Annotated in this window: 15 protein-coding genes; 8 read left to right on the plus strand and 7 right to left on the minus strand. The window is 72.3% G+C overall.

The annotated features are described in order from the left end of the window. The first annotated feature begins 78 nt into the window (after positions 1-78). Positions 79-735 (plus strand): hypothetical protein, encoded by a 657-nt coding sequence (locus tag IEZ08_RS30765; protein ID WP_229803695.1) that lies wholly within the window; start codon positions 79-81, stop codon positions 733-735. Here the strand turns inward: IEZ08_RS30765 and IEZ08_RS30770 are convergent. Then, on the minus strand, positions 723-1397 hold the full coding sequence (locus tag IEZ08_RS30770) for a response regulator (protein ID WP_189243505.1): 675 nt from the start codon (positions 1395-1397) through the stop codon (positions 723-725). The two genes, IEZ08_RS30765 and IEZ08_RS30770, sit on opposite strands and share 13 nt — an antisense overlap. After that, positions 1394-2521, minus strand: a complete 1128-nt coding sequence (locus IEZ08_RS30775; RefSeq protein ID WP_068923901.1) for a sensor histidine kinase — start codon at positions 2519-2521, stop codon at positions 1394-1396. Before IEZ08_RS30775 ends, IEZ08_RS30770 begins: the two co-directional genes overlap by 4 nt. 226 nt (positions 2522-2747) lie before the next feature. On the opposite strand from IEZ08_RS30775, the gene IEZ08_RS30780 reads away from it, so the two are divergent. Continuing rightward, on the plus strand, positions 2748-3188 hold the full coding sequence (locus IEZ08_RS30780) for a DUF6223 family protein (RefSeq protein WP_068923902.1): 441 nt from the start codon (positions 2748-2750) through the stop codon (positions 3186-3188). Positions 3189-3241: 53 nt separating this feature from the next. Here IEZ08_RS30780 and IEZ08_RS30785 read toward each other — a convergent pair whose 3' ends face one another. Together IEZ08_RS30785 and IEZ08_RS30790 are read right to left on the minus strand one after the other, a co-directional pair. Then, the gene (locus IEZ08_RS30785) at positions 3242-3727 is read right to left on the minus strand and encodes a VOC family protein (RefSeq protein ID WP_068923903.1); all 486 of its coding nucleotides are present in this window, start codon (positions 3725-3727) and stop codon (positions 3242-3244) included. Between the two features lie 86 nt (positions 3728-3813). After that, positions 3814-4356, minus strand: coding sequence for a bifunctional GNAT family N-acetyltransferase/class I SAM-dependent methyltransferase (locus tag IEZ08_RS30790; RefSeq protein WP_068923904.1), 543 nt, complete (start codon positions 4354-4356; stop codon positions 3814-3816). 143 nt (positions 4357-4499) lie between these two features. Here IEZ08_RS30790 and IEZ08_RS39935 point away from each other — a divergent pair, with 143 nt between their 5' ends. Continuing rightward, complete coding sequence (locus IEZ08_RS39935; protein ID WP_229803697.1) at positions 4500-5519, plus strand: DUF3152 domain-containing protein; 1020 nt, start codon at positions 4500-4502, stop codon at positions 5517-5519. 53 nt (positions 5520-5572) lie between these two features. Here the strand turns inward: IEZ08_RS39935 and IEZ08_RS30800 are convergent, their stop codons facing one another. Further along, entirely contained in the window at positions 5573-6685 is a 1113-nt protein-coding gene (locus IEZ08_RS30800) for a LacI family DNA-binding transcriptional regulator (RefSeq protein ID WP_189243506.1), read from the minus strand. Positions 6686-6849: 164 nt separating this feature from the next. Between IEZ08_RS30800 and arfA the strand changes: the two genes are divergently transcribed. The 4 genes from arfA to IEZ08_RS30820 are packed head-to-tail and all read left to right on the plus strand — an operon-like array spanning position 6850 to position 11502. Then, positions 6850-8355 (plus strand): arabinosylfuranosidase ArfA, encoded by a 1506-nt coding sequence (arfA, locus tag IEZ08_RS30805; RefSeq protein WP_189243507.1) that lies wholly within the window; start codon positions 6850-6852, stop codon positions 8353-8355. A 3-nt stretch (positions 8356-8358) separates the two neighbouring features. Further along, positions 8359-9699 carry an ABC transporter substrate-binding protein gene (locus IEZ08_RS30810; protein WP_068923908.1) on the plus strand — a complete coding sequence of 447 codons (1341 nt, stop codon included), beginning with the start codon at positions 8359-8361 and terminating at the stop codon, positions 9697-9699. 31 nt (positions 9700-9730) lie between these two features. Further along, complete coding sequence (locus IEZ08_RS30815) at positions 9731-10669, plus strand: carbohydrate ABC transporter permease (RefSeq protein WP_068923909.1); 939 nt, start codon at positions 9731-9733, stop codon at positions 10667-10669. Further along, positions 10666-11502 (plus strand): carbohydrate ABC transporter permease, encoded by an 837-nt coding sequence (locus IEZ08_RS30820; protein ID WP_068923910.1) that lies wholly within the window; start codon positions 10666-10668, stop codon positions 11500-11502. The genes IEZ08_RS30815 and IEZ08_RS30820 overlap by 4 nt, the downstream gene beginning before the upstream one ends. 15 nt (positions 11503-11517) lie before the next feature. On the opposite strand, the gene IEZ08_RS30825 is transcribed toward IEZ08_RS30820, so the two are convergent. Together IEZ08_RS30825 and IEZ08_RS30830 are read right to left on the minus strand one after the other, a co-directional pair. Further along, a complete protein-coding gene (locus tag IEZ08_RS30825) occupies positions 11518-11952 on the minus strand; it encodes a GNAT family N-acetyltransferase (RefSeq protein WP_068928863.1) in 435 nt (144 codons plus the stop codon). An 83-nt stretch (positions 11953-12035) separates the two neighbouring features. Further along, positions 12036-12842, minus strand: coding sequence for an SAM-dependent methyltransferase (locus tag IEZ08_RS30830; RefSeq protein ID WP_189243508.1), 807 nt, complete (start codon positions 12840-12842; stop codon positions 12036-12038). A 145-nt stretch (positions 12843-12987) separates the two neighbouring features. Here IEZ08_RS30830 and IEZ08_RS30835 point away from each other — a divergent pair, with 145 nt between their 5' ends. Then, on the plus strand, positions 12988-13431 hold the full coding sequence (locus IEZ08_RS30835; protein WP_068923912.1) for a nitroreductase family deazaflavin-dependent oxidoreductase: 444 nt from the start codon (positions 12988-12990) through the stop codon (positions 13429-13431). Positions 13432-13435: the final 4 nt, after the last annotated feature.

Consider the following 13435-nt stretch of genomic DNA (forward strand, 5'->3'; position numbering starts at 1 on the left):
CGGCCCGGGTGCCCCGGACGAGAACGCCCAGCGAGCCGGTGCAAGGCGTGTACAAGTGGGCTCCGGCATCGTGGAGCCATGAGGAAGAACCGCCGTGGAGGCACGAACAGGCTCCGCCGGTACGGCACGAGCCGGGGTCACGCCGGAGGCGCCGGCGAAAACACGGGCACCGGCGTCGGCGAGGCGCGCACCGGACAGACCGGCGACCGTCCGGCCGCGGCCGCCGTCTCCACGAAGCGGGCCCCCGGGCCGATCGGGATGATCGTGCTGATTCTGCTGTGGGCGGGCGCGTTCCTGGTGCCGATCCCCCTGTCCGTGCCGGGCATCCGGCTGGCGGCGGGCGGCGTCGGCACACCCGGGACGCTCACCGTGGAGGTGTGCGTGCACATCAGCCGGAGCGACGACGACTGCGAGGGCACGTTCGTGCCCGACGACGGCGGCCCGGCGCTCAGGGTCTCCGCCCCGCCCCACCTGGAGGCGGGCGACGAGATACCGGCTCAGCTCACTCCCGAGGGCGACCGGGCGGCGCAGGCGGGACTGCGCGGCGTGCTCGGCTCACTGATCCTGCCCTTCCTGTGCGTCGGAGGGCTCGGCTTCCTGCCGTACGTCATCCTCTACTCGGCCTCCCGCGCCACCCGCCGCCACCTGCGCACGGCGGCGATCGCGGGCGGGGTGGCGACCGCCGTCTCAGCAGCGGGCATGGCCGCCGGGCTCATCGCGGTCTACTCCACCTGACCGGAACCGCGCGGGGTCACCAGGCCGGACTCGTAGGCGAGGACCACCAGCTGGGCGCGGTCCCGGGCGCGGAGCTTGGCCATGGCCCGGTTGACGTGGGTTTTCGCGGTCATCGGGCTGATCACCATGTGGTCGGCGATCTGGTCGTTGGACAGGCCCCGCGCGACCAGGGCGACGGCCTCGCGTTCCCGCCCGGTCAGCTCCTCCAGTCCGGTTCCGGCGCCGGCGGGGAGCGGCTGGGCGACGTACCGGCTGATCAGTTTTCGGGTGATGGACGGGGCGAGCAGCGCGTCACCGCGCGCGGCGACGCGTACGGCGTGCAGGAAGTCCTCCGGCACGATGTCCTTGACGAGGAACCCGGCCGCGCCGGCGCGCAGCGCGCTGAAGACGTATTCGTCGAAGCCGTAGTTGGTCAGGATGACGACGTGCACTCCGGCCAGGGCCGGGTCCGCGGCGATGCGCCGGGTCGCCTCGATGCCGTCGGCGACCGGCATCTGGATGTCGATGAGCGCGACGTCGGGCAGGTGTTCCCTGGCGAGGGCGACCCCCTCCTCCCCGTCACCGCCCTCGGCCACCACCTCGATGTCGTCTTCGAGGTCGAGGAGCGCGCGGAATCCACTGCGGATGAGCGGCTGGTCGTCGACCAGCAGGACACGGATCACGGCGTCTGCTCCACCGGCAGTTCGGCGTGGACGGTGAAGCCTCCCCCGCCGCGCGGCCCGGCCCGCAGCCGGCCGCCCAGGGCGGCGACCCGTTCGCGCATCCCCAGCAGCCCGGCGCCGGGCACCGGGGCGGTGCCCGTGGCGGCCCCGCCGTCGTCGTCGATGCGTACGTCGAGGGTGCCGGGCCGGTAGCCGATCCGGACCGACGCGGTCGCGGCGGAGGCGTGCCGGGCGGCGTTGGTCAGCGACTCCTGGACGATCCGGTAGACGGTCCGGCCCACCGCGGCCGGAACGTCGTGTCGTCGCCCCTCGATCGTCAGCGTCGCCTCCAGGCCGATGGCACGGGCCCGTTCCACCAGCTCCGGGAGGTGGTCGAGCCCACGCGGCGGGGCCGTGCCGTCATCGCGCAGCGCCTGCAGGGTCGCGTGCAGTTCCCGGGTCGCCTCACGGCCGGCCTCCTGGATCGCCAGCAGGGCCTCCGGCACGTGCTCACCACGCCTGCGGGCCACGTGGACGGCGACTTCGGCCTGCACCTTGATGATCGAGATCTGGTGGGTGAGCGAGTCGTGCAGCTCTCGCGCGATGTGCAGCCGCTCCTCGTCGGCGCGGTGCCGCGCGGCCTCCTCCCGGGAGCGCTCGGCTTCCTCCGCCCGCCGCTCGGCCTGCCGCAGCGCCTCCCCCGCGGCCCCGGCCGCGATCAGCCAGGCCAGTTCGAGAGCGCCTCGCGCCTGCGCGAACGCCTCACCCGTGTCGTGCAGGCCCGACGCCAGGGCCGCGAGGGGAAGGGCGGCCAGCATGGTCACGCTCGCCGCCACCGCGACGGCGCGGTGTCCCGCCCGTACGGCGGCGTACACCGCGAACAGGTACGCCACGGCGGGCACGTCGGAACCGGCCGCCTGGTACCCCACCGCGCACAGTCCGGTGACGGCCAGGACGGGCACCGGAGCCCGGCGGCGCGCGGCCAGCGCCAGGCCGCCGGCCACGAGCAGCGCGTAGCCGGGCAGGCCGGGCTCCGTGGCGGAGTCCCGCCCGGACAGCCCGGTGACCAGCGACGCCGCCGCCACGCCGACGGCGATCATCCAGTCGCCGGCACCGGCCGGAACACCGAACCGTCCTGCTCCCATGCGCGAACCCTAGCCGGATGTCCGCGCGGGCGGCTCCTGCGCACGGATGACCGGCCGCCTACCGCGCACGCGGTACCTCCACGGCTCCTACGGCGTCCGCGGCAGCCGGCTGCGGCACCGGCGGCAGCGTGAATCGTCTGCGTCCGCGGGACGACCGGCGGCGGTTCCGGCGGGCAGGATCGGGCGACATCAGCCGTAGGAGAAGTCGCAGGAGAAGGAGCGCCTCATGTCCGTCCGTCATCTGCTCGCCGCCACCGCCCCGGCCGCCCTGTCCGGAGGGCTCGGGCCCGCCGCGCCGGCGGTCGCGCGCGTCCTGGCCCAGCCGGACCCCGTCGGCGCCTACGCCCTGACCTCCGGGCGGCTGTGGTCCCTGGTGGCCGCGGCGCTGGGGCTGGCCGGCGTCGTCGTCGGCGGGCTGGCGCTGGCCCGCGCCACCGGCCGTATCGGGACCGGCGCCGGGAGGAGGGGATCCGTCGCGGCCCTGGCGGCGGGGCTGATCGGCGCGGTCGTCGGCGGGCTCGTCGTGGCCGCCGCCGAGGGCGGCCCCGGCACCGGCTACGGAATAGTCGGGGGCTATCTGGCCCTGGCGGTGGGGCTGATCGCCATGGCCCTCGGCGGCCTGGCGCTGGCCCGCTCCCGCCGCAAGAGAGCCCCGGCCGTCTCTTGAGCCGCTGCCGTGCCCTCCGGATCCAGCAGAAGCCGGTGGAGAGCCGCGGACGGTCACCCGGTGGCGGCCAGGCGGCGCCGGAGCTCGTCCTCCGGAACGTCTTCGATGTGGGTCAGGAACACCCAGATGTGGCCCGAGGGGTCCTTGAGGATGACCGTGCGGTCGCCGTGGAACATGTCCTTCGGCGGCTGGAGGATCTCGGCTCCGGCGGCCTCGGCGCGCTCCGCCAGGCTGTCGACGTCCGGGACGAAGACGTGCAGCGTGACGGATGTGCCGCCGCCGAGTGAGGCCGGCGCGGCGAAGGCCGCGGCCTCCGCCTCGTCCACGCTGGCGTCGCCCAGCATCAGGACCGACCGGCCGATGCTGATCTCGGCGTGCAGGACCCCGCCGCCCGGAGCGTCGACCCGGAAATCCTCCCGGGCACCGAACGCCCGCCGGTAGAAATCGATCGCCGCGGCGGCGTCGTCGACCATGATGTGCGGGACCACGGCGTAGTGGTAACGCTCGGGGATCTCGGTCGGGGCAGTCTGCTCGGTCATGTCGGACCTCCTGGAGAGGACACCGCCGGCCGGTCCGGCGGTTCCAGGAGGACCCTAAAAGCTCAAGTTTGGTTCAGGTCAACCGCTCAGATCAGCAGCCGGTAGAACCGCCAGAAGCCGAAGTCCTCGATCGGCAGGACCTCGACGTCCCGGAAGCCCGCCTCGGCGGCGTAGCGGCGCAGCGTGTCCGGGCGCATCACGGTGCCGGTGGCCGCCGAGGGCTGATGGGCCATCCCGTCCGGCAGGCAGACGAGCAGGCTGAAGCCGTACAGCAGCCGCTCGGTGTCGTCGGCCGGGGCGGTGAGGGACTCCGCGGCGGCCTCGTCCATGACGACGACCGATCCGCCGGGCTTGATCGCCCGCCGGATCGCGGCCAGGGTCTCCACCGGCCGGGACATGTCGTGCAGGCACTCGAAGGCGAAGACCGCGTCGTGGCCGCCCTCGGCGGCGCGGGCCGACAGCGCGTCCAGGAGCATCCGGCCGACGCCGCGTCCCCGGTGGTCGTCCACCACGGAGAACGCCGCCTCGGCGGTGTCTCCCCGGCCCGCGGCGACCACGTAACGGCCGATGCCGACGGCCCGCGTCCCCGCGGTCGCGACCACGGGCGGCGGCGCGGCGACAGTGATCATGAGAACCTCCGGAGACGGGTGGATTCGATGGATTCCGCCACCATCGGCGGTCCGGCTGTCGGAGGCCTTGCAGCCCGCTGTCATCCGGATGGAACCGTCCGGAGTTCCTCCTGTTGAAGGTGGGGCAATAGGGTTGGGACGCTATGACCGGGAACATAGATAATCGTCTGCGCAAGCCCTATCTGTGGCTGCTCGGCTTCGGTGGTACGGCCACGCTCCTCATCAGCGGCAGCACCGCCGTGAACGGCCCGGTCACCACCCCGCCCCCGCCGGCCCCCACCGTGCTGGCCCAGCCCACGACCCCGCCCACGCTCACCCCGGCGGTGACCCCGGCGGTGACCCCGGCGGTGACCCCGGCGGTGACCCCGGCGGTGATCCCGACGATGTCCCAGCCGGCGGTGACCACGGCGACGTCCCAGCCGACGACCACGCCCCACGTGACCAGCGCGCCCCAGATCGCGATCACCCCTCAGGCGACGATCACCTCCCAACCGGCGGTCACCCCCCGGATGACGGCCGCGCCCCAGCCGACGACCGCCCCCACCCCGCCGCCCGGCCCGGAGGCCGGGACTCGGCAGGCACGCCTGTTCACCAACGGGCGGTGGCAGCCGGAGAAGGTCCGGGTGCCCCGCTCCGGGAGCGGCCGCTACCGGGTCGTCCCCGGTCAGGCCCGGCCGCCCCGGGGCAAGGGGAAGGTCGTGCGCTACATCGTCGAGGTCGAGCGCGGCCTCCCGTTCGACCGGGAGGAGTTCGCCCTGCAGGTGCACCGCATCCTCAACGACCCCCGCGGCTGGGGGTTCCGCTTCCACCGGGTCTCGCGAGGGCCGGTGGACATCCGCGTGTCGCTGTCCAGCCCGGCGATGACGGACCGCCGCTGCCTGCCGCTGCGCACCCTCGGCCTGCTGTCCTGCTGGAACGGCGGGCGGGCGGTCATCAACGCGATGCGCTGGAACGAGGGCGCGCCGGGCTACCGCGGCGACGTCGCCTCCTACCGGGAGTACGTCATCAGCCACGAGGTCGGCCACGGCCTGGGCCACGGCCACGTCTCCTGCCCCGGCCGGGGCAGGCGCGCCCCCGTCATGCTCCAGCAGACCAAGTCCCTGCACGGCTGCCGCCCCAACCCCTGGCCCTTCCCCGAACGCGGTCCGCGCGCCCTCGGGTGAGAATGGTCTTGATACGGGCCACCGGCACGCCCGTCAGGGCGGTGGTGTCCCGTTCAGCGACCCGAGGCGGCCGGTGGCGGCACGGTGCTCTCGCGGACCATGAGCCGGTAGCCGGCCCGCAGTTCCCTCGGGGCGTGGGCGCGGCCGTCGATCCGCTGCTTGAGCAGGTCCACCGCGATGTGCGCCAGCTGGCTCTTGTCCGGGGCCACGGTGGTCAGGGTCGGCGTGCTGTAGCGGCCGTCCTCGATGTCGTCGAGCCCGGCCAGCGCGATGTCCTCGGGCACCCGGAGCCCGGAGGAGAGGATGGCCCGCATCGCCCCCAGGGCCAGCAGGTCGTTGAAGCAGAACACCGCGTCGGGCCGCTCCCCCGCGCCGCCCGTGCCTCCCACGCCCCCCGCGTCCCCGATGCCCCCCGCGTCCTCGATGCCCCCCGCGTCCTCGGTGCCCCCCGCGTCTCCGGTGCCCCCGGTGAGCAGCGCGGTCATCGCCGCGAACCCGTCGGCCCGGTGGTAGCGCTCGACCGTGGCCACGATCTCCGGCAGCCCGTGCGCGGCCATCGCCTGCCGGTAGCCGGCCAGCCGGAGCGGCGCGGTACCGCTGATGGAGCTGTCCTGCGCACCGAGCGCGGCGATGCGGGTGCGGCCCAGGCCGATCAGGTGCTCGGTGATGTCCCGGGCCGCCCGTACGTTGTCGATGGCCACGTGGTCGGCCGGGCCGTCATGGATGCGCTCGCCCAGCAGTACCAGGGCGGTGTCGTCGGTGCGGGCGGCGAGCTCGTCGGCGCCGATCGCGATGGGGCTGAAGATGAGCCCGTCCACCCGGTGGTCGCGCACCCCGTCGAGGATCTGCCGTTCGCGCTCCAGGCGCCCGTCGGTCTGCTCGATGACCACCAGCCACCGCTGCTCGGCCGCGGCGTCGATGACGAACCGGGACAGCTCGGCGAAGTAGGGGGCGTCGAGCTCGGGCAGGGCCAGGGCGATCACCCCGGTGCGCCCCTGCCGCAGGTTGCGGGCCGACAGGTTGGGCCGGTAGTCGAGCCGGGCCAGCGCCTCCTCCACCTTGGCCCGGGTCGCGGGTGAGACGTGCGCGTACCCGTTGACGACGTTGGAGACGGTCTTCACCGACACCCCCGCCAGGACCGCGACATCACGCAGGCTCGTTCCCACCCGCTCTCACCTCCTTGGCCGTACGGCTGCCGCGAGCCGTACACGATTCGACGGGGTCGATCGTAACGCCCCGGTATCGACCTGCGCGCAGCCCGTTTACAACGTTGGAACAACGTTGTAGAAACTGCCTACCCGTAATGCCGCGTTAACAGAGAGGTCGTGTCTTGGCGACCAGCGCTCGTCTCACCCTTGACCCCTCCTTCCGGATCGCCCCGGTGGAGCCCCGGCTGTTCGGCTCGTTCGTCGAGCACATGGGCCGCTGCGTCTACACCGGCGTCTTCGAACCCGGGCACCCGCTGGCCGACGCCGACGGCTTCCGCACCGACGTGCTGGAGCTGACCCGGGAGCTCGGCGTGACCCTGGTCCGCTACCCCGGCGGCAACTTCGTCTCCAACTACCGCTGGGAGGACGGCGTCGGCCCCGTCGAGGACCGCCCCGCCCGGCTGGACCTGGCCTGGCGGAGCCTGGAGGGCAACGCCTTCGGGCTCAACGAGTTCATGGCGTGGGCGGCGAAGGCGGGCGTGGAGCCGATGATGGCGCTCAACCTGGGCACCCGGGGCGTGGCCGAGGCCCTGGAACTGGTGGAGTACGCCAACTACCCCGGCGGCACCCGCCTGTCGGACCTGCGCCGGTCGCACGGCGTGGACAAGCCGCACGACGTGCGGCTGTGGTGCCTGGGCAACGAACTGGACGGCCCCTGGCAGATGGGCCACAAGACCGCCCGGGAGTACGGCCGGCTCGCCGCGGAGACGGCCCGCGCGCTCAAGCGCTTCGACCGGGACCTGTCCCTGGTGGCCTGCGGCAGCTCCAACAGCGGCATGCCGACCTTCGGGTCGTGGGAGGCCGAGGTCCTGGAGGCCACCTACGAGATGGTCGACTACATCTCGCTGCACGCCTACTACGACCCGTCCGACGGCGACGCCGACTCCTTCCTGGCCAGCGGCGCCGACATGGACCACATGATCCGCTCGATCGCCGCCACCGCCGACCACGTGGGCGCGAAGCTGCGCAGCCGCAGGCAGATCAAGCTCTCCTTCGACGAGTGGAACGTCTGGTACCAGAGCCGCTTCCACGGCGAGTCGTCGCTGGAGTGGGCCGAGCACCCCCGGCTGATCGAGGACGACTACGACGTCACCGACGCGGTCGTGGTCGGCAGCCTGCTCATCACGCTGCTGCGCAACGCCGACCGGGTGGGCGTCGCCTGCCAGGCCCAGCTGGCCAACGTGATCGCGCCGATCAGGACCGAGCCGGGCGGCCCGGCCTGGCGGCAGACCGTCTTCCACCCGTTCGCGCTGACCGCCCGGCACGCCCGCGGCGAGGTGCTGCGGGTGGAGCCGGAGTGCCCGACCGTCTCCACCGCCAGGTACGGCGAGACCCCCGCGATCTGGGCCACCGCCACCCACCGGGAGGCCACCGGGGAGATCACGCTGTTCGTGGTCAACCGCGACCGGCGCAACCCCTGCGCCCTCGACGTCACCCTGCCGGCGGGCCTGGCCCCCGTGGAGCACCTGGAGCTCGCCGACGAGGACCCGTCGGCCACCAACACCGCCGCCGATCCCGACCGGGTCGTCCCCCGCCCCGGCACCGGCCTCCGCCTGGACGGCCGCCGGGCCACTCTTACCCTTCCCCCAGTTTCGTGGAGTATTGTCCGCTTTGCCCCCCAGGAGTAAGACATGACCAGCCCTCTCTCCCGCCGCTCCTTCCTCACGCTGTCCGGCGCCGCCGGCCTCACCGCCGCCCTGGCCGCCTGCGGCGGCGGCACGAAGATCGGATCGGGCTCCACGGCCCCCGCCTCGGCCGCGCCGACGTTCTCCGGCGGCGAGTACACCGGTCCCAAGGTGACCCTCGACTACTGGAACGGCTTCACCGGCGGCGACGGCCCGCACATGCGGACCATGCTGGACTCCTTCAACAAGGAGTTCTCCGGCCGGATCGAGGTCCGCAACGTCACCCGGCGCTGGGAGGACCTCTACCCCGCGATGCCCACCGCCATCACCGCAGGCAAGGGCCCCGACGTGGCGATCATCCACAACGACTGGATCGGCACCTTCGCCGCCCGCCGGACGCTCGTCCCGCTGGACGACGTGGTCGGCGCGCTGGAGCTGACCGAGGCCGACTTCATCCCCGCCGTGTGGAACGCCGGCGTCTACGACGGCAAGCGCTACAGCGTCCCCCTCGACGTGCACAGCCTGGCCGACTACTGGAACAAGAAGCACCTGGAGAAGATCGGCCTGTCGGAGGCCCCCGCTGACAAGGAGTCCTACGAGAAGGCCCTGGCCGACCTCAAGGACGCCGGGATCGCCAACCCGTTCTGGATGCCGAACAAGTGGCCGGCGCACCTGATGTTCATGAGCCTGCTCTGGCAGCACGGCGGGCAGCTCTACAGCGAGGACGGAGCCAAGGCGCTGTGGGGCGCCGAGCAGGGCGAGCAGGCGCTGGCCTGGATGGTGGAGCAGATCGACAAGGGCTACAGCCCGGCCAAGGTCGCCATCGACACCCAGTACGCCGCCTTCAAAAACGACAAGGTCAGCTTCACCTGGGACGGCATCTGGCAGATCAACGACCTGAAGACCAACGCGAAGTCCCTGGAGTGGGGCCTGTCCCCGGTGCCCAACATCGGCGGCACCCCGGCGGTGTGGAGCGCCTCCCACAACTTCGTGCTCACCTCCCAGGCGGGCAAGGACCCGAACAAGGTGCAGGCCGCGAAGTTCTTCATCGACTACATGAGCCGCCAGTCCGTCGAGTGGGCCAAGGCCGGGATGATCCCGGCCCGCAACTCCGCCCGCCAGGACCCCAGCGTCGCCGACCTGCCCCAGGTGCGCATGGCCGAGGACGTGAGCATCTTCCACTTCCTGCCCGCGCTGCCGGGCGTCGGCGACGTCCAGTTCAAGGCCCTGGAGCTCGCGGTGGCCAAGGCCGTGCTCAAGGACGCGAGCCCCGCCGACGCCCTGAAGGAGGGCGTGGCCACCGCCGACAAGCTCCTGGCCGACAACAAGCGGAAGTACGGCCAGTGATCACCGTGCGGCCGAGCCCCGGGAGGCCCCGATGAGCCTTCTGACCCGGCAGAAGAGCCCGTCCGGGGCGGCGGAGCCCGCCGCCCCGGCGGGGACCGCGCGGAGGATGCGGTGGTGGACGCCGTACGCCTTCCTCGCGCCCTACCTCACGCTGTTCGCCGTCTTCATGGTCCTGCCGATCGGCTTCGGGTTCTGGACCAGCCTGCACGAGTGGGACATCAACCTCCCGGCCAAGCCGTTCGTCGGGCTGGACAACTACGCCGACCTGTTCGACCCGGCCGGCGTGGACGGCGGGCGGTTCTGGACGGCGATGCGCGCCACCGCGATCTTCACCCTGTTCTCGGTGCCGCTGCTGATCGTGCTGCCCCTGCTGGTGGCGCTGCTGATGAACGGCCGTTTCCGGGGGCGCAACCTCTACCGGGCCGTCTACTTCGCGCCGTACGTGCTGGGCGTGGCGGTGGTCGGATTCCTCTGGCGCTTCCTGCTCGACGGCAACATCGGCCTGGTCAACCACTATCTCGGCCTCGACGTGCAGTGGACCACCGACGAGCCGCCCGTCTGGGTCGCCCTGGTCGGGGTGACCGTGTGGTGGACGCTGGGACTGAACGCGGTGATCTTCCTGGCCGGACTCCAGGACATCCCGCGTGAGCTGCACGAGGCGGCGATGGTCGACGGGGCCTCGGCCTGGCGCCGGTTCCTCGCGGTGACCCTGCCGGGCCTGCGGCCGGTCACCGTGTTCGTGGTCAACGCCACGATCCTGGCCTCGGCCAACATGTTCGGCCAGTCCTACCTGATCACGGCGGGCGCCCCGGCGGACCGGACCAAGACCGCGATCTACCTCATCGCCGAGACCGGCCTGCGCCAGTTCGACATGGGCACCGCCTCGGCCATGAGCTTCATCCTCGCGGCCTTCCTGATGGCGGCCAGCGCCCTGGTCTTCGGGGCCTTCAGAGACAGGAGCCGGCGATGACCCGTGACACCCGCGGCCTGCGCCGCGCGCTGCTCCACCTGGTCCTGGCGGTGGTGGCCGCGCTGTACCTGAGCCCGCTGGTCTACATGGTCTCCACCTCGTTCAAGACCCGCGAGGGCGCCGGGTCCACCGATCCCCAGTGGATCCCGGACCCGCTCACCGCCGACGCCTACCGGGAGATCCTCAACAGCGCGGACAGCCCGATCCTCACCTGGTTCGTCAACAGCCTCGCCGCCGCCACCGGCCACGCCGCGCTGGTGCTGGTCACCGCGGCCCCGGCCGCCTACGCGCTGGCCCGGCTCCGCTTCCGGGGCCGCAACACGATCTTCACCGTGGTCGTGGCGACGCTGTTCGTGCCGCCGGTGGTGCTGCTGATCCCCAACTTCCTCATCGTCAACGAGCTCGCGTGGGTCGACAGCCTCCCGGCGGTGATCGTCCCGGCGGCGGCGGGCGCGTTCGGGGTGTTCTTCCTGCGGCAGTTCTTCCTCACCCTGCCCGGCGAACTGGAGGAGGCCGCCGAGCTGGACGGCTGCAACCGCTGGCAGATCTTCACCTCCGTGGTGCTGCCGCTGGCCCGCCCCGCGCTGGTGACGCTGTTCCTGCTGTCGTTCCTCACCAACTGGAACGACTTCCTGTGGCCGATCTACGTCCTGCTCAGTCCCGAGTCCCTGACCCTGCCGGCGGGTCTGGGCAACTTCCAGGGCGCCAACAACATCCGCTACGACCTGCTGATGGCCGGAGCGGTGATCGCCAGCTTGCCGGTGATCGCGCTCTACCTCGTCGCCCAGCGCTGGGTGATCGAGGGCATCTCCCGCTCGGGCCTCAAGGGCTGAGGACGCCGGGACGCGTCACAGGGCCTTGCCGAAGCAGAAGAACCGCTCGGGCGTGTGAACATACTTGCCGTAGTGCGGGATCGGCTCGTAGCCGGAGCTGCGGTACAGGTTGACCGCCTCCGGCTGCAGGTAGCCGGTGGTCAGCCGGAGCGCCGTGTTGCCCTGCGCCCTCGCCAGGTCCTCCAGTGCGCTCAGCAGGGAACGGGCGACGCCCCGGCCGCGGTGCTCCGGCACGACGTACATCCGCTTGACCTCGCCGGTCGCGGGGTCCACCGGCTGCACGGCTCCGCACCCCACGGCCCTGCCGTCGACCACCGCGACGAGGAAGCGCGCCCCGGGGTCCACCCCGGAGCGCCCCTCGGCGCCGTACTTGGCGACCAGCTCCGCGAAGGCGGCGTCCACCAGGGCGGAGAGTGCCTCGTCGGCCAGGGGGCGTTCCTCGATCAGCATGGTGATCATTTTAGGGGCGTCCGTACGGCCGCGCGAGGCGCGCCCTTCGCGGAGCCGTACGGGGCGGGCCGGAGCGCGGGGTCTCAGGACTTGCGGCCGACCCCGGCCAGGATGTCGAGACGGGGGCCGTCCCACCGGTCCTCGGGCTCCCGGTCCGGCCGCCATGACGCGACGGGAACCAGGCCGGGCTCGACCAGGTCGAACCCGTCGAACAGCCGGCGGATCTCCTCGGGAGAGCGGTTCGCCGCCTGGGAGGTCGCCCGGTCGTAGACCGCCTGCGCCTTCTCCTCGTCCTCGGGCCTGACGCCACCGCTGCCGTGCGAGATCACCAGATAGCTGCCCGGGGCCATCCGGTCGCGGAAGCTCGCGACGATGCCGTGCGGGTCCTCGGCGTCGGTGATGAAGTGCAGGACCGATACGAACAGGACGGCGACCGGCTCGCCGAAGTCGATGAGCTCCAGCAGCCTCGGGTCCTCCAGGATGGCCTGCGGCTCGCGCATGTCGCCCTGGACGATGGCCGTGGTGCCGTCCGTCGCCAGCAGCGCGCGGCCGTGGATGAGGACGATCGGGTCGTGGTCCACGTAGACGACCCGGGCCTTGGGGTCGACGCGCTGGGCGACCTGGTGGACGTTCTCCTGGGTGGGCAGGCCCGCGCCCAGGTCGAGGAACTGACGGATCCCGGCCTCGGCCAGGAAGCGGACGGCCCGCCCGAGGAAGGCGCGGTTCTCCCTGGCCATCACCGGCGCCTCGGGGAGCGCGGCGCGCACCAGCTCGGCGGCCTCGCGGTCGGCGGCGAAGTTGTCCTTGCCGCCGAGCATGTAGTCGTAGATCCGGGCGGTGCTGGGGATCGAGACGTCGATCCCGGCCGGAGGGCGTGGCTGATCGGTCACGAAAGTTGATCATAGTGAGCGCCGGGCCGCACCGGGAGGACTCCCCTCCCCGCGCTCCACCGAATTGAGGTTTTCCTGATATTTCCGGACACCGTCTGACCTCCGCTCCGCCTAGGGTGAGAGATCGACCGGATGGGGAGGGCCGATGGAACGGCGGGACGACGAAGAGGTGCTGGACAGCCCGACGGGCTGGGTGGCCAAGCACGTCCGCGACTACGTCGCCTCGGACGGCGCCAGGGGGCACCTCTACCACGGCATCCCGACCCTGCTGCTGACCACGCGGGGGCGGAGGTCCGGGAAGCTGCGCCGTACCGCGCTGATCTACGGCGAGGACGGCGACCGCCATCTGCTGGCGGCCTCCAACGGAGGGTCCGCCGGGCACCCGGCCTGGTATCTCAACCTGACCGCCGACCCGGACGTCCACGTCCAGGTCGGCCCGGAGCGGTTCGCGGCGCGAGCCCGTACGGCCACCGCCGAGGAGAAGGCCGCACTGTGGCCGATCATGGTGAAGCTCTTCCCGACGTACGCCCGCTACCAGGCCATGACAGCCCGGGACATCCCCCTCGTCATCCTCGAACGATCGGAGTGAGGCC

It is taken from the genome of Planobispora rosea, assembly GCF_014648175.1.
Lineage (GTDB): Bacteria > Actinomycetota > Actinomycetes > Streptosporangiales > Streptosporangiaceae > Planobispora > Planobispora rosea.

Coding starts and splice junctions, on each gene's coding strand:
- IEZ08_RS30765 (WP_229803695.1), top strand. CDS start 79: ATGAGGAAGAACCGCCGTGGAGGCACGAACAGGCTCCGCCGGTACGGC.
- IEZ08_RS30775 (WP_068923901.1), bottom strand. CDS start 2,521: ATGGGAGCAGGACGGTTCGGTGTTCCGGCCGGTGCCGGCGACTGGATG.
- IEZ08_RS30780 (WP_068923902.1), top strand. CDS start 2,748: ATGTCCGTCCGTCATCTGCTCGCCGCCACCGCCCCGGCCGCCCTGTCC.
- IEZ08_RS30785 (WP_068923903.1), bottom strand. CDS start 3,727: ATGACCGAGCAGACTGCCCCGACCGAGATCCCCGAGCGTTACCACTAC.
- IEZ08_RS30790 (WP_068923904.1), bottom strand. CDS start 4,356: ATGATCACTGTCGCCGCGCCGCCGCCCGTGGTCGCGACCGCGGGGACG.
- IEZ08_RS39935 (WP_229803697.1), top strand. CDS start 4,500: ATGACCGGGAACATAGATAATCGTCTGCGCAAGCCCTATCTGTGGCTG.
- IEZ08_RS30810 (WP_068923908.1), top strand. CDS start 8,359: ATGACCAGCCCTCTCTCCCGCCGCTCCTTCCTCACGCTGTCCGGCGCC.
- IEZ08_RS30815 (WP_068923909.1), top strand. CDS start 9,731: ATGAGCCTTCTGACCCGGCAGAAGAGCCCGTCCGGGGCGGCGGAGCCC.
- IEZ08_RS30820 (WP_068923910.1), top strand. CDS start 10,666: ATGACCCGTGACACCCGCGGCCTGCGCCGCGCGCTGCTCCACCTGGTC.
- IEZ08_RS30825 (WP_068928863.1), bottom strand. CDS start 11,952: ATGCTGATCGAGGAACGCCCCCTGGCCGACGAGGCACTCTCCGCCCTG.
- IEZ08_RS30835 (WP_068923912.1), top strand. CDS start 12,988: ATGGAACGGCGGGACGACGAAGAGGTGCTGGACAGCCCGACGGGCTGG.